The organism is Burkholderia sp. AU17457 (genome assembly GCF_002223255.1).
In the GTDB taxonomy this organism is placed as follows: domain Bacteria; phylum Pseudomonadota; class Gammaproteobacteria; order Burkholderiales; family Burkholderiaceae; genus Burkholderia; species Burkholderia sola.
This window is the reverse complement of the sequence record NZ_NKFB01000008.1, coordinates 222,652-239,874: the sequence shown is the minus strand read 5'-3', so window position 1 is coordinate 239,874 and position 17,223 is coordinate 222,652. Positions and strand designations below refer to the sequence as shown.

Annotated in this window: 13 protein-coding genes; 5 read left to right on the top strand and 8 right to left on the bottom strand. The window is 62.1% G+C overall.

Annotated elements, in window-relative coordinates; genetic code table 11:
• Positions 1-33: 33 nt before the first annotated feature.
• The 4 genes from CFB49_RS31010 to CFB49_RS30995 all read right to left on the bottom strand — a co-directional run bounded on the left by CFB49_RS31010 (position 34) and on the right by CFB49_RS30995 (position 5,026).
• Positions 34-1,599, bottom strand: a complete 1,566-nt coding sequence (locus CFB49_RS31010; protein WP_089493286.1) for a methyl-accepting chemotaxis protein — start codon at positions 1,597-1,599, stop codon at positions 34-36.
• 101 nt (positions 1,600-1,700) lie between these two features.
• Positions 1,701-2,174: a hypothetical protein gene (locus tag CFB49_RS36120; protein WP_179234987.1), complete on the bottom strand. Its 474-nt coding sequence runs from the start codon at positions 2,172-2,174 to the stop codon at positions 1,701-1,703.
• A gap of 92 nt (positions 2,175-2,266) precedes the next feature.
• Positions 2,267-3,553 carry an MFS transporter gene (locus tag CFB49_RS31000; protein WP_089493285.1) on the bottom strand — a complete coding sequence of 429 codons (1,287 nt, stop codon included), beginning with the start codon at positions 3,551-3,553 and terminating at the stop codon, positions 2,267-2,269.
• A gap of 48 nt (positions 3,554-3,601) precedes the next feature.
• A complete protein-coding gene (locus CFB49_RS30995) occupies positions 3,602-5,026 on the bottom strand; it encodes a M20 family metallopeptidase (protein ID WP_089493284.1) in 1,425 nt (474 codons plus the stop codon).
• 133 nt (positions 5,027-5,159) lie between these two features.
• Here CFB49_RS30995 and CFB49_RS30990 point away from each other — a divergent pair, with 133 nt between their 5' ends.
• On the top strand, positions 5,160-6,056 hold the full coding sequence (locus CFB49_RS30990) for a LysR family transcriptional regulator (RefSeq protein WP_089493712.1): 897 nt from the start codon (positions 5,160-5,162) through the stop codon (positions 6,054-6,056).
• 272 nt (positions 6,057-6,328) lie between these two features.
• On the opposite strand, the gene mdeB is transcribed toward CFB49_RS30990, so the two are convergent.
• The gene (gene mdeB / locus CFB49_RS30985; protein WP_179234986.1) at positions 6,329-9,019 is read right to left on the bottom strand and encodes an alpha-ketoglutarate dehydrogenase; all 2,691 of its coding nucleotides are present in this window, start codon (positions 9,017-9,019) and stop codon (positions 6,329-6,331) included.
• A 71-nt stretch (positions 9,020-9,090) separates the two neighbouring features.
• Positions 9,091-10,107, bottom strand: a complete 1,017-nt coding sequence (locus CFB49_RS30980; protein ID WP_069619553.1) for a 1-aminocyclopropane-1-carboxylate deaminase — start codon at positions 10,105-10,107, stop codon at positions 9,091-9,093.
• Positions 10,108-10,280: 173 nt separating this feature from the next.
• On the opposite strand from CFB49_RS30980, the gene CFB49_RS30975 reads away from it, so the two are divergent.
• The 4 genes from CFB49_RS30975 to CFB49_RS30960 all read left to right on the top strand — a co-directional run bounded on the left by CFB49_RS30975 (position 10,281) and on the right by CFB49_RS30960 (position 13,949).
• Positions 10,281-10,793, top strand: a complete 513-nt coding sequence (locus CFB49_RS30975; protein WP_069619552.1) for an Lrp/AsnC family transcriptional regulator — start codon at positions 10,281-10,283, stop codon at positions 10,791-10,793.
• Between the two features lie 462 nt (positions 10,794-11,255).
• Positions 11,256-12,986 carry a methyl-accepting chemotaxis protein gene (locus tag CFB49_RS30970; RefSeq protein ID WP_089493283.1) on the top strand — a complete coding sequence of 577 codons (1,731 nt, stop codon included), beginning with the start codon at positions 11,256-11,258 and terminating at the stop codon, positions 12,984-12,986.
• 34 nt (positions 12,987-13,020) lie between these two features.
• The gene (locus tag CFB49_RS30965) at positions 13,021-13,551 is read left to right on the top strand and encodes a chemotaxis protein CheW (RefSeq protein ID WP_089493282.1); all 531 of its coding nucleotides are present in this window, start codon (positions 13,021-13,023) and stop codon (positions 13,549-13,551) included.
• A complete protein-coding gene (locus tag CFB49_RS30960) occupies positions 13,548-13,949 on the top strand; it encodes a hypothetical protein (RefSeq protein WP_143328653.1) in 402 nt (133 codons plus the stop codon). The genes CFB49_RS30965 and CFB49_RS30960 overlap by 4 nt, the downstream gene beginning before the upstream one ends.
• A 316-nt stretch (positions 13,950-14,265) precedes the next feature.
• Here the strand turns inward: CFB49_RS30960 and CFB49_RS30955 are convergent, their stop codons facing one another.
• Together CFB49_RS30955 and CFB49_RS30950 are read right to left on the bottom strand one after the other, a co-directional pair.
• Positions 14,266-15,834: a methyl-accepting chemotaxis protein gene (locus CFB49_RS30955; RefSeq protein ID WP_089493281.1), complete on the bottom strand. Its 1,569-nt coding sequence runs from the start codon at positions 15,832-15,834 to the stop codon at positions 14,266-14,268.
• Between the two features lie 506 nt (positions 15,835-16,340).
• Positions 16,341-17,147 (bottom strand): endo alpha-1,4 polygalactosaminidase, encoded by an 807-nt coding sequence (locus CFB49_RS30950; RefSeq protein ID WP_089493280.1) that lies wholly within the window; start codon positions 17,145-17,147, stop codon positions 16,341-16,343.
• Positions 17,148-17,223 lie beyond the last annotated feature (76 nt).

Below are 17,223 nucleotides of genomic sequence, written 5' to 3'. Positions count from 1 at the left end.
GCCGCACTGCCGGCGCGGCCTTGTCGCCCGGCTCTACAGTGCTTCACCGCGTCCAAGCTGAAACACCGAGACGACCTCCACCAGTTCCCGTGACTGCTGGCGCAGACTGATTGCCGCCGCAGCAGTTTGCTCGACCAACGCGGCGTTTTGCTGCGTCGTGCGCTCCATCTGGCCGACGGCTTCGCCGATCTGGGCCACGCCGAGCGATTGCTCGGTGCTCGCGGCGCTGATTTCGCTCATCGTCTCGGTGACGCGACGAATCGAGTTCACGACTTCTGTCATCGCCACCCATGCGCGCTCGACTTCCGTCGAACCTTGAGCGACGCGCCCCACGCTCGAGCCGATGAGCTTCTTGATCTCCCTGGCCGCATCGGCGGAACGTCCGGCCAGGCTGCGCACTTCGCTGGCGACCACCGCGAAGCCTCTTCCCTGCTCGCCGGCACGCGCGGCCTCGACCGCGGCATTCAAGGCCAGGATGTTCGTCTGAAAGGCAATGCTGTCGATCACCCCCGTGATGTCCGAGATTTGGCGGGAACTGTCGTTGATGCCCTTCATGGTTTCCACGACCTGGTTGATCACTTCGCCGCATTGCGCGGTCACCGTCGATGCATTCATCGCCAATTGATTCGCTTCGTGAGCGTTGTCGGCGTTCCGTGCCACGGTGGAACTCAGTTCCTCCATGGACGCGGCGGTTTGCTCGAGCGCGCTGGCCTGGCTCTCCGTGCGGGAACTGAGATCGTCGTTGCCCTGCGCGATTTCGGCGCTCGCCGCCGCGAGGTGATCCGAGCCGCGGCGCACGTTGGACACCACGCGAAGCAGTGCAGCCTGCATGTCACGCAAGCTGCCGAGCAGTCGGCCGAGTTCGTCCGTGCCATGAACGTCGACATGAACGCTCAGGTCGCCTCTGGCCACCCGATGCGCGACGTCCGTCGCGCGCATGAGCGGCTGGGTAATGCTGCGGGTGATCAACCATCCGCATACCACGCTCAGCAGCATGCCGACAACGCCGAACGCGATCATCAGCGTGCGTCCGAATCGATAATTCGCGTCGATCTCGGCCGCAAGTCCGTCGATTTCTTCGCGCTGGTACGTCACCAACGCGTCGACTTCTTCGACGAGTTGCCGCGCGGTCGGTATGAACTGCTGTTCGAGCAACTGGTCGGCCTGTTCCGCTTTTCCTTCCTTCTTCAGCGCATAGATCTGATCCCGGATGGCGAGGAAGCGCTTGCGTTGCTGGCCGATGGCAGCGAACAAGCGCTTTTCCGCGTCCGACGTCATCACCGCCTCGATGGCCGTCTGCTTCGCCGCGGACACTTTCGATGCGGCGATGGCTTCGTCGTTGAAATAGTTGGCCAGCCCCGGATCGGCACTCTTCGCAATCGCGGTAGTGCGCGTCACCGCGACGCTGATTTGCCGGGACCAGTCATTGACGAGCCGCTCGGTCTGCAACGGCCTAGCGACCATGTCGCGGGTGGCCTGGGCAACGGAAGACAGACGCATCAGTCCGATGACGATCCCGATCAGCGACATCGCCAATACCATCGCAAAACCGAGCCCCAGCCGCTTGCCGATGTTCAACTTCGAAATAACGGTCAACATACCGGTCACTTGTTCGTGTTGTTGGAAAAATGGATGAATTGCAGATACGTGACTCGCGAGCGTATGTCGCGACATGCCGAAGCAAGACCATTTTTGTCGTATTAGTAGATCAACATGTTCTCGGCGATCGCGTGCTTCAACGCCTTCAGAACAAGCGTGAAAAGACGAGATACCTGCATTTCGACCTCGTCATCCTCGAAGGTCACGAGGGCCCGCACCCTGTTCCCTTCGATGCCGCCGAGCCAGTCGAGGTCTTGCGGGCGCGTCGACCACACCAGCAACGGCACGCCCCGCGGCAATCGACGCAACCCGCAATCCGTGCTTGTCTTCGCCGCCTCGGGGACGCCACCCGGCATGAGCGACGCGCTCCATGCACGGTGCGCATCGACCGGATCGTCAATCTGGAGAAGCGCGACTTCCGGCATCGCCGTGAAGCAGGCTACGGTCGCTGAAACCGCGGCAGCGCCGAGGCTTGGATCAATGACGACACACACGCGGGCCCGCTCCGAAGGCGGTAACAGCCAATTCCACGTCGACGCCCCCGACGATGCCGTGTCCAGTTTCCTTGCACTCATTCCGATCTCACCTCGCATGTGGTCGAAACAGTCCCGGACCGCACCCGTCGAAGCAATCGCTCGGCTGTGCGGAATTCCCTCGATGCGCTGCCTCATCGGAGATTCAACATTGATCGACATCCGCGCAATGCAATCAAACTCAGCACGCCGACCAGCATCAGGTAAAACGCCGGCGATGCCAAATTGCCTGTCTGATGGATCAACGATGCGACGATCAGCGGCGCGAAACCGCCAAACAGCGTGACGCCGATGTTGTAGCTGATGGCCATACCCGTCGCTCGGGTTTCTGTCGGAAAGACTTCCGCCATCAGCGCCGGAAGCGCGCCGAAATAGACCGCCTTGAGCGTCCCGATCCAGGCCATCATCGCAATGAGCCTTCCCAGATCGGGATGCGCGCCAAGCAATTTGAAAACCGGATAAATGGTCAGGATGAACGCCATCCCGGCCCAGATCATCAGCCTGACGCGGCCGATCCTGTCCGACAGATAGCCGACGAACGGCGTAACGAACGTCAGGATCCCGCCGGTCAACATCGTTGCAATGAAGCCGAAACTGGCGGGCAGATGAAGCTCGCGTACCGCGTAGGTCGGAACATAAAGAATGACGTAACTGGCGCCGGTGGAAAGAACGAGCGTACCGATCGCCAACAACATTCTGGCTTTCTGATTGACGAACACTTCCCTTACCGGGAACGATTCGCGCCTTTCACGCGTTGCGCCGTCGGCCTCATGCACGTGCTTTCGCAAGTACAGGCCGACGGGGCCGATCAACACGCCAAAGAGAAACGGTATGCGCCAACCCCATGCGTCGATGGCGTCTGCATCGAGGGTCGAGGTCAGGAGAACGCCAAAACCGGCCGCGAGCATATAGCTCAACCCCTGACTCGCGAACTGGAAGCTGGCGAACAATCCCTTGCGTTCGGGGCACTGTTCCACCAGAAACGCAGTGGTACTGCCGAACTCGCCGCCAGCGGAAAAACCCTGAAGCAGTCGAGCGCAGATGACCAGAATCGGCGCGATCATGCCGATCGACTCGTAGCTCGGCGTCAGTGCGATCGTCGTCGTGCCCACCATCATCGTCACGATCGACACCATCATCGATGCCTTGCGACCGCGACGATCCGCATACGACCCCAGCACGAGCGCGCCGATCGGCCTGGCCAAATACGAGATCGCGAACGTCCCGAACGTCAGAAGAAGGGATACCCCGCTGCTCGACGCCGGAAAGAAAGCCTTTGAAATCGAGATTGCGAAGAATCCATAAATCAGTATGTCGAACCACTCCAAAGCATTGCCGACGGTTGCAGCGGACACCAGTCGAAAAACGTTAGGAGCCTGTTCTCTAGTCGGCGCGGCATCCACCATTTCCATAGTACGCATCTCATTCTCCGTTAACTTACGACAACAAGTGCATTAAAAATTGGCGTCTTATGCCTGGACGACGAGCGCTCCTTCCTTGCGTCGGTCCCGGACGGCGGATGCCGACTCCCCGAGATCCCAGAATATGCCGGCCATGATCTGCAGCGCCTCACGCGCGACGCTTCCAAGCAGGTGTTCGTTCGGGGCGTGCTGCGAACAGGCTCCGTACGAGTGCGGAATCCAGATCGTCGGAAGGCCCAGAACGTCGGAAAAGACGTCGTTGGGCAGCGACCCGCCAAGATTGGGAAGCAAATCGGGATGCTTTCCGGTCGTCCGCTCGATCGAATCGAGCGCCCATGCGACCCACGGATCTTCCGGCGGCAGGCGCGTGGCGCCCATTCGCTCGCCGATAGCCACCTCGACCCTGTCGAACCCGCATGCGTCGAGGCGATGCCGTAGAACTTCTTCGAAGCGCCCGCAATCCGTACCGACGACGTATCTGAGTTGGCAATGCGCATGCGCAACAGGAGGAATCGCGCCGATCGGGCTGATCGGGTTACCGGTGGTAAAGGCCAGTACTTCCAGCGCGTTCCATGCATAGACACGCTCCTGGGTGGTCAACCCAGGTTCGCCCCAATCGGCATCGACGTGAGGATCGTTGGGCCCGCCACCGACGCTAATATTCTTCAGCGCAGTTCGTACCGAGGCCGGAATATGCGTCGGCAACAGCGCGTCGACGAGGATCCGCCCACGCCCGTCGACGAGCGACGAAATCGCGTTCGCGAGTACGGTTCCGGCATTGCCGAGCGCCCCTCCCCAATTTCCGGAATGATGGGCGCCCGACCGGAGCCGAACGGAAAGCGTGAAGTTGACGAATCCGCGCGACCCGAGAAAAACACAGGGGACGTGCGATCTGGCCCGGGGGCCATCCGAAGCGATCAGAACGTCGGCTGCGAGAAGGTCCTTGTTCTGCTCGCAGACTGCACGTAGCCCGGGCGATCCGGTCTCCTCCCCCATCTCGAGCAGCAGCGTCGCATTGAAACCCAGACGTCGATTTCTGGCCTCGATGACTTGCTCCAGCGCGGCGAGGTTGATCGTGTGCTGCCCTTTGTTGTCCGCCGTGCCCCGCCCAAACCACCGGTCTCCTTCAATCGTAATGTTCCATGGCGACATCTGGTCGTTCCACTGTCCGTCATGGCCACGGACGACATCACCGTGCCCGTACATCAGGATCGTCGGAAGCGAGGGATCCTCGATACGTGTCGCAATCAAGAACGGCGCGCTCCCCGCAACCGGGTTCTCGACGATACGAGACTCAAAACCAATACGGTCGATCGATGGGATGATCTCGTCGACGAGGTAGGCTCGAAGCTCGCCGGCCCTTCCGGAATCCTGACTTTCCGTCGCCATGTGGACGCGTCGCGCGAGATCTGTCAGGAATCCACCCGAATCGAAATATTTTGTGGCAGAGTCGATTGCTTGGCGACGCGTCATGGTGATCCTCGCGTGTATCGTGGAAGAGCGGTTTGTGCAGCCCTGATGGATCAAGCGTACGGAGCCAAAACGCGCACCACAATTGACTTTTTTGCGTGCCCTGCTTTCCAATAACGCAAACTTGGCGGACGTCATGCACAACGCTGCACTCCGATACTTCCTTGCCGTTGCCAACACCGGTTCGCTGAGCGAGGCGTCCGAAAAGCTGCACGTTTCGATCTCGGCGATCAGCCGTCAGATAACGAAGCTCGAGGAGGAGGTCGGCTGCCCGCTGTTCGAGCGTCAGGCGCGCGGCATGGTCCCCAACAAGGCCGGGGAGCTGTTGGCTGCGCATGTCCGGCGAACCCTGCTTGAAGGTCAGCAGGTGCTCGAGGAGATCAAGGCGCTGAACTCATTCGATCGAAGCACGATCCGCGTCTCGACGTCGGAGGCGTTTGCCCGGGATGTTCTCCCTCGCGCCATCACGCAATTTCTGGAAAAGTCGCCCGGTACCCGTTTCGAGGTGGCAGTGACAGCGCCGAAAGAGGTGACGGCACACGTACGGAGCGGCGAAGCCGATATCGGCCTGACGTTCGGTGTCGTACGAGAGCCGGAGATCAACGTCGAGTACACGCGGAGCGCGCCCATTTGTGCCGTCATGCCCCGTTCTCACGCGCTGGCCGGGCATGCGACGGTATCGATGGCCGAGTTGCGGAATTTCCCGATTGCGCTGCTTGACCGCGGCACGACGATCCGTCAGCTTTTCGATACGACGGCGAGCCTGGAGAATCTTCTCTTCGAGCCTGTCCTGACCTGCAACAACTCCAACACGCTGTATGCATTCACTCAAATGTCGGGAGTCGTGTCCCTGACCAGCCGTCTGACGGTGCAGGCGCGTCTGGCGACGGACGGTCTGGTAGCGATACCGATCGATCATCCGGGCATGTCGTTGCGTGCGATCCAGATCCAGACCCTGTCGGGCCGAGTGTTGTCGACCGTCCTGGTCGACTTCGTTGGCGAATTGGTGAAGCAGCTGCAAACGGCCGACTAGTTGCGCGACGACTTCGTACTGCCACCCCCCAGTCCCGACATACCACGACCTACGGCGGCAAAGAAACCACCAACCTGAGCAGAACCACCTTTGCCGTCCGCCCAAGGACGCGCCTTTCTTTTGGTTACTTTTCTTTGGAAGACAAAGAAAAGTGACCGCCGCCCCGCGCAGGGGCGACGCTAATAGACCGATAGCAAAACGGGTTCAACGACAAGCGTGTGGAGAGCCGCCTAAAACAACGGCCCACGACCATATTCCCAGGGAGCCCCACGTCAGTGCGCCACCACCCCGACGACATGAGACGCCCCTGCCCGTTCGCGAACCTCATTCCCCGCCGCCTGCCCCTCGAGGGCCCGCAACCCCGCCTGCACGATGGCTTGAGCGTCCACCTCAAAATACCGCCGCAACTGCGCGCGAGAATCACTTCGACCAAACCCATCGGTCCCAAGCGTGACATACCGCCGTCCGTCCGGAATATACGCACGCACCATTTCCGGAAGCGCTTTCACATAGTCGGACGCAGCGATAATCGGCCCAACCGTCGTACGCAACTGGCGAGCAATCCACGCGTTCCCGATGTCGCCCGAACCAAGCCGCCATTCCCGCTCGCATCGCGCACCATCCCGCCCCAGCTCGACATAGCTGGTAACACTCCAGACGTCCGCGGCCACCCCATGTAACCGCTCGAGTTCGTCCGCCGCCTTGAGCACCTCGCCCATGATCGCGCCGCTGCCGAACAACTGAACCCGCCGCTGAAAGCGGCCTCCTTGTCGGAACAGATACATGCCTTTCACGATACCTTCATGCGACGCGTCAGCAATACTCGGTTGCGCGACGTTCTCATTGGTCACGGTGACGTAATAGAACTCGTCGTGCGCGTCACTCAGCATGCGCCGCAACCCGTAGTCGATCAGCACCGCCAGTTCGCCGGCAAAGGACGGATCGTACGCCCGACACGTCGGTATCGTCGACGCGAGAAGGTGACTCGAGCCATCCTGATGCTGCAATCCTTCTCCTCCGAGCGTCGTGCGGCCCGACGTGGCACCGACGAGAAAACCCCGGGCGCGCTGGTCCGCAGCCGCCCAGATCAAATCGCCGATACGCTGAAAACCGAACATGCTGTAGTAAATATAGAACGGCATCATCGGAATACCGTGCACGGCGTAACTCGTCGCAGCGGCCGTCCACGACGAGATGGCCCCTGCCTCCGTAATACCTTCCTCGAGAATTTGACCATCGGACGCTTCACGATACGAGAGCATCGACGAATTGTCTTCCGGATCGTACAACTGCCCGAACGGCGCGTAGATGCCGACCTGTCTGAAAAGATTCGCCATGCCGAACGTTCTGGCCTCGTCCGCCACGATCGGAACCAGTCGCGGGCCAAGGTTGGCGTCCTTGAGCAGCGCACCGAGTTGCCTGACGAAGGCGGTCGTCGAGCTCATGACCTTGCCGTCCGCATTCATCGAGAAGCCGGCGACGCTCGCCAGCGGGGGCACCACCAGTCGCTCGGATGCCGCATGTCTCTGGGGAAGATAGCCGCCAAGCGTCTCGCGACGCTCCCGCAAGTACCGCAGCTCATCGCTATCGTGCGGCGGCCGATAAAACCGTGCTTCCGATGCCGCTTCGTCGGAAAGCGGGAGCGCGAATCGATCCCGAAATGCAATCAGGTCGTCCCGCTCCAGCTTTTTCTGCTGATGCGTCGTCATGCGCCCTTGCGCGATCGTGCCCATGCCATAGCCCTTCATGGTCTTGGCAAGCACCACCGACGGTCGACCATTCCTGACGGTCGCCGCGGCAAAAGCCGCATGGATTTTCACGGGATCGTGCCCGCCGCGCCGAAGCATCGCGATGTCGTCGTCGGACAGCGACTCCACCAGCGCTCGCAGTTCCGGATTCCGGCTGAAGAACGTCTCGCGATTGAACGCGCCGTCATTGGCCGACAATGTCTGAAAATCGCCATCGACGGTGTTCGCGAAAGCGCGTTCGAGCACCCCGGCATGATCGCGACCGAGCAACGCATCCCACTCCGAGCCCCAGATGCATTTGATGACGTTCCATCCGGCGCCGGCGAACAACGCCTCGAGCTCGTCGATGACCCGGCCGTTGCCGCGGACGGGGCCATCCAGTCGCTGGAGATTGCAGTTGATGACGAATGTGCAGTTGTCGAGCCGCTCGCGAGCCGCGAGCGTCAACGCGGCGATCGACTCGGGCTCGTCCATTTCTCCATCGCCGAAAAAACCCCACACGCGACGGTCGCCGTGCTCCTTCAAGCCGCGATTGTCCATGTACCGCATGAACCGCGCCTGATAGATGGCGTTGAGCGGCCCCAGCCCCATCGATCCGGTTGGAAACTGCCAGAAGTCCGGCATCAAAAAGGGATGAGGATACGAACTCAATCCCCGGATGCCGCGAGCCTCCCCCACGATCTCCTGGCGATAATGGGACAGCGATTCTTCCGACAATCGTCCCTCGAGAAACGCCCGAGCATAGACGCCCGGCGCGGAATGCGCCTGGAAAAACACCAGATCGCCGCCGTGCACCGCATCCGGGCCGCGGAAAAAGTGCTGGAAACCGACCTCGAACAGATCCGCGGCGGAAGCATAGCTTGCGATATGCCCGCCGAGTTCTCCCTGCGCGCGGTTGGCGCGGACCACCATCGCGAGTGCGTTCCACCGTATCAACGCCGCGATCCGCCGCTCGATGTGCAGATCGCCCGGATAGGCTGGCTGCTCTTCAGGCGCCACGGTATTGACGTACGGCGTGACCAACGGCGGCCGCCACGCAACGCGACGGGCCTGTGCGTGCGCCTGCAACGAGTCGAGAAGGTGACGTGCACGCGCCTTGCCTTGATCGCCGCCCCACGCGTGCAACACGCCATCGAGCGCGTCGCACCATTCCCGGAGCTCCTCCGGGTCGGGGTCCGTCATCGTGCTGGCCGGAAGTCGATTCTGCATGTCCATACTTGGCACCCCGAATTGGCGATATGCACGCCGCGTTCCGACTCCACTTGCAGCAGGAACGCAGCCGAGCCTCAACCGTTCTTGAACAGGAAGCTGTATGCGTTCAATGCGGGGACGCCACCGAGGTGCGCATACAAGACCCGGGACCCTTCCGGAAACTCGCCGCGGCGCACCCTGTCGATCATCCCGTGCATCGACTTGCCTTCATAAACCGGGTCGGTCAGCATCCCCTCGGTCTTCGCGCACAGTCGAATCGCTTCGAGCGTCCCTTCCGACGGCAAGCCGTATTCAGGGCCCCCGTAGCGCGTATCGAGCACCACGTCCGCGTCCTCGATCGGCCGTTCGAGTTCCACGAGATCGGCGGTCTGGCGTGCGATGCGAAGAATCTGCTCGCGCGTCTGCTCGGGTTTGGCCGACGCATCGATACCGATCACGCGATCCGCGCGTCCGTCCGCCGCGAACCCCACGACCATGCCGGCCTGCGTGCTTCCGGTCACCGAACACACGACGATGTAGTCGAACTTGAATCCGAGTTCGGCTTCCTGGGCGCGCACTTCCTCCGCGAAACCGACGAACCCGAGGCCGCCAAGCCGATGCTCGGAACAACCGGCGGGGATCGGATACGGCTTCCCGCCCGCGTTGCGAACGCTCTCCAGCGCCTCTTCCCAGCTCGGACGAATGCCGATGTCGAAGCCGTCGCTGACCAGCCGAACGTCGGCGCCCATCATGCGGGACATCTGAATGTTGCCGACGCGGTCATACACAGCGTCCGAGTAGTTGACCCAGTTTTCTTGAACCAGCACGCATTTCAGGCCAAGATGAGCCGCGACTGCCGCGACCTGACGCGTCTGGTTCGACTGGATGCCGCCAATCGATACCAGCGTGTCGGCGCCGCTCGCCAGCACGTCCGGCACGATGTACTCGAGCTTGCGGGTCTTGTTGCCGCCGAACGCCAGGCCGCTGTTGCAGTCTTCGCGTTTTGCATAGAGATGCACTTTGCCACCCAGCGCCTTGCCGAGGCGCGGCAACTCATGAATGGGGGTGGGTCCGAAGGTCAGCTTGTGGCGCGGGAAGCGATCGAGGTTCACGGAGGTTCTCCGAAAGTGGGCGGTGGGTTCCGACGCCCGATGTCGTCAAGGGCGACCGGGCACGAAGAAATTCTAGTGAAATACCTACGAAACGGGGTTGCAAACATCCGTCCATCGCCGCACTTTGAAATACAATTTCCCCCATCTCCACGAATGGTTATTTTTTAGAACCGATGAAATCGACAACAAAATTTCTCGGCAAATCGCGCCCGGCTGACGCGAGCCACGTCGAACTTGACCGTACGGACAAAGCAATCCTGCGGGCCCTTCAGAAGGACGCATCGATCTCGAACGTCGCGCTGGCGGCGAAGGTCAATTTGAGTGCGCCGGCCTGTTTGCGCCGCGTCGAACGGCTCAAGAGCCTGGGTTTGATCCGAGGAATCGTCGCGTTGCTCAACGCGCCTGCCCTCGATGCGGGCATGGTCGTGATCATCGGGGTCGTGCTGGATCGATCGACCCCCGAATCCTTTGCCGCGTTTGAAAAAGCCGCACAGAACGTATCCGGCTGCATGGAATGCCACGTGGTGACCGGCGAGTTCGACTACTTCATGATGCTGCGCACGCGCGATAGCGAAAGCTTCAACCGGCTCCATGCCGAGCAACTGCTTTACCTGCCCGGCGTGCGTCAGATTCGGACTTTCATGGTGCTCAAGCAGGTTCTTTCTTCGACGCAGATCGCCATATAGCGGCGGTGCAAGGCAGCCGTTTTCTGCTCACGCCGGAACTCACCGGCGACAATCGCGCGGAAGCGGAGAAGCGGCTCGGCATGAGCTGCCGGTCTCCGTACACGCGCATGGCGAGCCTCGACATCGGATAGCGTCGGATTTCCGGACACGCGTGTCCGGGCGCGTTGACACTCCAGCTGCCGCACTGCCGGCAAAGCCTTGCCCGACAGCCCCCTTTATGTGGCACACCACTTGCGTGTATTGCTCGGAACGATCTCGCAGATCGTACCAGGCAGGCGGCGCTCGTCCTTCGCGAACCGGCATGCGAAGACATCGAAGCCGGTACCGGTATCTGCGTGGTCGCGGTTACAACGACGGGGCGCGGATGGGCTTGGATGCATGTCGACGCTTTCCCGACCCGACGTTCATAACAAGCACAACGATATCCGCTCGACAAGGGCGAACGACAGGGGAAGATTAAACATGAGCTTCGGACAATTGACCGTGCGAGCGAAACTCGCGCTGACCTTCGGCATGATGGCTGCGCTGGTGGTTCTGGTTTCGGTGCTTGCAATCAGTGCGCTCGGGGATGCGAACGACAGCTTCGCGGGTTACGTCGACGGGGCGCGCGCACGCGCGGCGTTGACGGAGAAAATTCGTGCGGCTGTACTTCAGCGCGCGGTCGCCGTCCGCAATCTCGTGCTCGTGATGAAACCCGCCGATGTCGAAGCGGAGCGCGTTGCGATGACACAGGCACATGAGGAAGTGCAGACACGGCTTCGCCAGCTGAACGAAGCAATCGCCACAAATCCAGACGTGACGGCGAAAGCCCGCGTGCTGGTGGCCGAGATCAACCGCATTGAATCGCGATATGGCCCGGTGGCCGTCGCGATCGGCGACGCTGCGTTACACGGCCAGCGGGATCAGGCGATCGCGATGATCGACGATCAATGCCGGCCGCTACTGAAGGAACTTGTCACAGCAGCCGACACCTACGCCGGTTTTGCAAGCAATCGGGCGGCTGAGAGCAAGCAGGCGTCCGTGCAACAGTACAGCCGACACCGCGCGTTGCTGATCGGCATCTGTCTCGCTGCACTCGCGGCAGCCGTCGTTGCGGCATGCCTGATCACGCGCAGCATCACGCGCGCACTCGGCGCGGAACCCGGCGACCTGAGCGACATCACACGCCGCGTCGCGGCGGGCGACCTCGGCACCGTCGACGGCGCCGCGGCCGCGCCGCAAGGTAGCGTGCTCGCGTCGATGGGCGAGATGCAGGCGAGCCTCGTCCGGCTGATCGGGCAAGTCCGCACCGCTGCGGACAGCATCGCGACGGGATCCAGCCAGATTGCGTCCGGTAACCAGGACCTGTCGTCCCGCACGGAACAACAGGCGGCGTCGCTGCAGGAGACGGCATCGAGCATGGAACAGCTCACCGCCACCGTGCGGCAGAACGCGGAGAGCGCGCAACAGGCGAGCGCCCTGGCCAACGGCGCGTCGGACGTCGCCCACAAAGGCAGCGCGGTCGTCAGCCAGGTCGTGGAAACCATGACCGACATCAGCGACAGCTCGTCGAAGATAGCCGAGATCACCGGGATTATCGAAGGCATCGCGTTCCAGACCAATATTCTCGCGCTGAACGCCGCCGTGGAAGCTGCCCGCGCGGGCGAACAGGGTCGCGGCTTCGCCGTCGTGGCGAGCGAAGTGAGAAGCCTCGCGCAACGTTCATCGAGCGCAGCCAAGGAAATCAAGGCGTTGATCGGCGCATCCGTCCAGAAGATTCGGGACGGCTCGCGTTTTGCCGACGATGCAGGTCACACGATGGCCGAAGTGACGATGGCCGTGGCGCGCGTGACGGACATCATGGGTGAAATCGCCGCGGCGTCCTCCGAACAAAGTCGCGGGATCGAACAGGTCAACATCGCGATCACGCAGATGGACGAAGTCACGCAACAGAACGCGGCACTGGTGGAGGAAGCGGCGGCCGCGTCGAAGTCGCTCGAGGATCAGGGCCATCGATTGACCGAGGCTGTCTCGTTCTTCCGCGTCGGGTCCGCGGACAGCCGTGCATACGACCAGCCGGCGGCGCACCGGGGTGCGGCAGCCACGGCGGCAGTGTCGCGGCCGGTGCGACCGGGCGGCACGCCCGTGACGGAGGCGAGAACACCGTCACCCCGTGCCGCGATGGACGCTGCAGCAGACTGGACCACCTTTTGATTCGGCACGAACCATCCGTTTCCTGGAGCATGACATGACGGAAGCAGTTGAAATCGCGGAGAGCACACCCGGACGCGATAACGCCGGCGACGCGACCACGCAGGTATTTGTCGCCTTCGTGCTCGGCGGCGACGAATACGGAATCGATATCCAGAGTGTCCGCGAGATCCGCCCTTATGTAGAACCGACGCCCGCCGCCGATGCACCGCCGTTCGTCAAAGGCACGATCAACCTGCGCGGCCTCGTCATGCCGATCGTCGACCTGCGTATGACGTTCTCGCTGGACCCGATCGGCGACACCGTGCCGACCGCCATCATCGTACTCGACGGTGCGGAACAGACGATCGGCCTGATCGTCGACTCGGTGAGCGACGTCGTCGATATCGATCGCTCCGCGCGCCGCCCGGCGCCGGAGGTCGGGACCGCGATGCAAACGGAATTCGTCACGGGCCTCGCCGTCCACGAAGGAGACGACGGCAAACAACTGCTGACCCTGCTCGACATCGATCGACTGATGGAAACGGTCGACGTCGGCGCGCGCTGGAACCGTCCGAGCGAAGCTTGATCGACATTCAAACGATGACGAAAGACACACAACGGCCGCCGGTATGGCGGCCCATCGAGTTTTTGCCGAGCCTGTTCTATCTGGTCGACGCTCAAGTGGACGAAGCCCGGGCGACCTTCGACAAATTGACCCGGCACACGACGGAACAACACATGCCCGACCTTGCGATGCGCGAGCGAGTCAGACATGACTACATCGGGCAACGAAAGCTGCTGCCGATTCAATACGAGCAATTCATGCGTTGGCAATGGGAAGCCACGACGGCGGAGCAACGGGACATGCTCAAGCGGATCGGCGAGCGCGCCGACCACCTTGCCGCGCTGTACGATTCGATCATCGCGTGGCTCGACGAATCGTCCCGGGTCACATCCGGCGTATCCACCTCGATCGACGTCTAATTCGTTGACGCCGGTGTATCGATCGATTGACACATCCGATTGCTCGCTGCCGGCAGTGCGTTGCCCGGCATAGGCCCCGATGTGGCACGTCGACGGTGTGCGCCTGCCTCGGTGCCCGGGATACGAGCGAACAGCAGGTTCGGCTGGCCTTCGAACTGAACCGGCACCGGATCCTTCGCGCGGTCGGACCGTTCTCGGAGATGCCGTATCAAGGCGAGACGATCCCCGTTCCGGTCGAGAACCTGTAGACGGCTCGCGCCAACACGCATCGACGCCCGTCGCGTCGACTTCCGGCGAAGCTCCGAGGCCGAGCCCGTCAGTGCGCGAGCGCGCGACCGATCCTGAATATCCCGACCACCTCGCGCAGGGTGGTTGCCTGCTGCGCCATCGCCTGCGCCGCTGCCGATGCCTGCTCCACGAGCGCCACGTTCTGCTGCGTGACCGAATCCATCTGGCCGACGGCGACGTTCACCTGCTCGATACCCGTTCCCTGCTCGTCCGACGCCGATGCGATTTCACTCATGATGTCGGTCACGCGCCGCACGGACTGCACGATATCCGACATGGTCGTGCCCGCGCGTTCGACCTGCTGCGACCCCTGCGCCACGCTCTCCACCGAACCCGTGATGAGATCCTTCACTTCCTTGGCCGCGTTCGCGCTGCGTTGCGCCAACGTGCGCACTTCGCCGGCCACGACCGCAAAGCCGCGCCCCTGCTCGCCCGCACGCGCGGCCTCGACGGCCGCGTTCAACGCGAGGATGTTCGTCTGGAACGCAATCCCTTCGATCACGGTAATGATTTCGGCCACTTTGCCCGAACTGTTCGCAATGGCACGCATCGATTCGACCACCTGGCTCACCACTTCGCCGCCGCGCATCGCGACCTCGCACGCGCTGCCCGCAAGCGCATTCGCCTGCTTGGCGTTTTCCGTATTCTGACGAACCGTCGCGGTCAGCTGCTCCATGCTGGCCGCCGTTTCCTCGAGCGAAGCCGCCTGCTCTTCCGTTCGCTGCGAGAGGTCCAGGTTACCCTGCGCGATCTCACCAGCCGAAGTCGTGATCGATTCCGCGGTCGACTGAATTTCCGACACGATGCCGCTCAGTTGCCGCCGCATCGATTCGAGCGATGCCATCAGGCTGCCGCGATCGTTCGGCGCGACCGGCACGGATGCTTCGAGATTGCCTTCGGCAATCCGCCCGGCCACGACCGCGGCGTCGGCGGGCTCGCCACCCAGCGACCGCATGATGCCGCGCGTGATGACGGTTCCCAGCACGATCGACAGGATGACGGTGATGATGCCTGCCGCCGCGAGCGTCAATTTGGTCAACGCAGTCAAGCTGGCCACCTCTCCTGAACGCTGATCGAGCAGCGACTGCTCGGCCTCGTTCAGCTCGGTGGCCACGGCTCGATAGCGATCCATGAACTGCTTGTCGTCGCCCTGCTTGAAGTAGTCGATCAGCGCGTTGGCAGGCTGCGTACCGGCATTGACGTCACGCCGCATGGCGATCAGCTTGTCGTCGACCTCTGCCACCTTCCGATGCATGTCGCGCAGTGTCTCGAGACGACGCTGCTGCGTCGCGTTGTCCGCAGTGAGGCCACGAACGACGTCGAACGACGTGGCGAACTGCTTGAGGCCTGCCTTATAGGGCTCCAGGAACCGGTCATCCCCCGCGGCCACGTAGCCGCGCACACCCGTCTCCATGTTGACCATGCTGGTCAACATGTCGTCGTTCGCCCGCAGGACCTGGTAACTATGGACGTTCCAGCCGTTCGCCCGGTTCAGCTTCAGAAAATTGACGATCGAGATCGCGCTGCCGATCAACGATATGAGTACGACGATGCCGAATGCCAAGCCCAGCTTCCTGCCGACTGTCATGGACCCCATGCTTGCTTCCCCCCGTGTGTTGTTGTTCGTTATGTCGGCACGCAAGCAAACTTACTGTAATGCCCGCACACCCCGCCCGAAGAGACATTGCTCAAGATGGCCGGCCATATCGGTTGGCTTTCCCTGACACGCAGCCGCATCAGGTGACTATCCGTCCTCGCAAACGATCGCGGGCGTATTATCTTTTTATCGGTTGCCGCAAAAAACATTGCGCCGGGTGTGAGAAACACGCCGGAATCCTCTGACAAATCCAGGATCCGGAGAATTTCTCCCGTGAATGGAACCGCTGCAATGCTCATGGCCCCCATACACCGCTGTCACGAACCGTTGACACACGGATTGCAGCACTGCCCGCAAACCCTCGCTGGAACGAGCGGACCAGACGGCATACCGATTGCGTGTATTGCACCGTCGATGTCGGCCCAGGGGCGTTCAATACCGGCGCTCGCAGCGGGATGCGCTCTCGACACAGATCGACAAAACAGTCCAGCAGGACGCCGAATGCGTCAACCTCCGCCCAACCTCGTCTCGCGGCATTGCCGTGATGCCGCCGCATCGGGGCCCATGCCGACGGTGCGCAATGCACCATCCGTCACGTACGGAATGAGACCCGTCGCGCGAATCTTCGCGGCGATCGTGCTGCGGCACGCCGCATCGTCCGGCGCACAATAGTCGATCGAGATCACCGGTAGCGCGTAGCGCTCTTCAATTGCCTTTGCTTGCGCGAGCAGCCAGTCGCGATCCGCTGCAGGGACGGCGCCGTAATGCCGGTTGCGCTGATCCCAGCTGCCGAACAGCGATTCGAATGCAACCGCGGCGATCGCGTCGTGCACCCTCGGCAAGATCTCGAAGCCGCGGTTCAGGATCAGTTGCGCGCTCGGGTAGCGCGACTTCACCGCGCGGATCACCGCGACAAGGCCAGCCGCCTGCTTCGCGCGCGCCGCTTCCGTCTTCGCGACGAGCTGGTACGAATCCAGCGTATCGAAAAAGAAGCCGCGGTAACCACGCGCCCACAGCGGCGCGATCACCTGTTCGACGAAAAACGACGGCCACCCCCGTGCCGACTGATCGACGACCGCCGACGCCCAGGTCGTATTACGCCCGAACAACCACTGTTTCGGGATCCTGCGCGCATAGTCGCGCTCTGGTGTGACTTCGCCGACGCTCACATAGGCGAACCATGCAGGGCATCGCACGTCTTGCGCGCGTGGATCGAAGCCGCTGTCGGGTTCGACGACAACGACATCGAACTTCTCCAGCTGACGAACCGGCACGTCGTTGCCGTAGAAGAACGCGACGGAATGCGGACGCATCGCATCGGCCGGATCGCACGCGTCAGGCGACGATACGGGCGGTGCGGGCTGCGCATGTCCTGGCCGCCCGCACAGC

What these genes read in the sequence shown, in the direction of transcription:
- CFB49_RS31010 (WP_089493286.1), bottom strand. Translation starts at nt 1,599, where the DNA reads ATGTTGACCGTTATTTCGAAGTTGAACATCGGCAAGCGGCTGGGGCTC.
- CFB49_RS36120 (WP_179234987.1), bottom strand. Translation starts at nt 2,174, where the DNA reads ATGAGTGCAAGGAAACTGGACACGGCATCGTCGGGGGCGTCGACGTGG.
- CFB49_RS31000 (WP_089493285.1), bottom strand. Translation starts at nt 3,553, where the DNA reads ATGCGTACTATGGAAATGGTGGATGCCGCGCCGACTAGAGAACAGGCT.
- CFB49_RS30995 (WP_089493284.1), bottom strand. Translation starts at nt 5,026, where the DNA reads ATGACGCGTCGCCAAGCAATCGACTCTGCCACAAAATATTTCGATTCG.
- CFB49_RS30990 (WP_089493712.1), top strand. Translation starts at nt 5,160, where the DNA reads ATGCACAACGCTGCACTCCGATACTTCCTTGCCGTTGCCAACACCGGT.
- mdeB (WP_179234986.1), bottom strand. Translation starts at nt 9,019, where the DNA reads ATGGACATGCAGAATCGACTTCCGGCCAGCACGATGACGGACCCCGAC.
- CFB49_RS30975 (WP_069619552.1), top strand. Translation starts at nt 10,281, where the DNA reads ATGAAATCGACAACAAAATTTCTCGGCAAATCGCGCCCGGCTGACGCG.
- CFB49_RS30970 (WP_089493283.1), top strand. Translation starts at nt 11,256, where the DNA reads ATGAGCTTCGGACAATTGACCGTGCGAGCGAAACTCGCGCTGACCTTC.
- CFB49_RS30965 (WP_089493282.1), top strand. Translation starts at nt 13,021, where the DNA reads ATGACGGAAGCAGTTGAAATCGCGGAGAGCACACCCGGACGCGATAAC.
- CFB49_RS30955 (WP_089493281.1), bottom strand. Translation starts at nt 15,834, where the DNA reads ATGGGGTCCATGACAGTCGGCAGGAAGCTGGGCTTGGCATTCGGCATC.
- CFB49_RS30950 (WP_089493280.1), bottom strand. Translation starts at nt 17,147, where the DNA reads ATGCGTCCGCATTCCGTCGCGTTCTTCTACGGCAACGACGTGCCGGTT.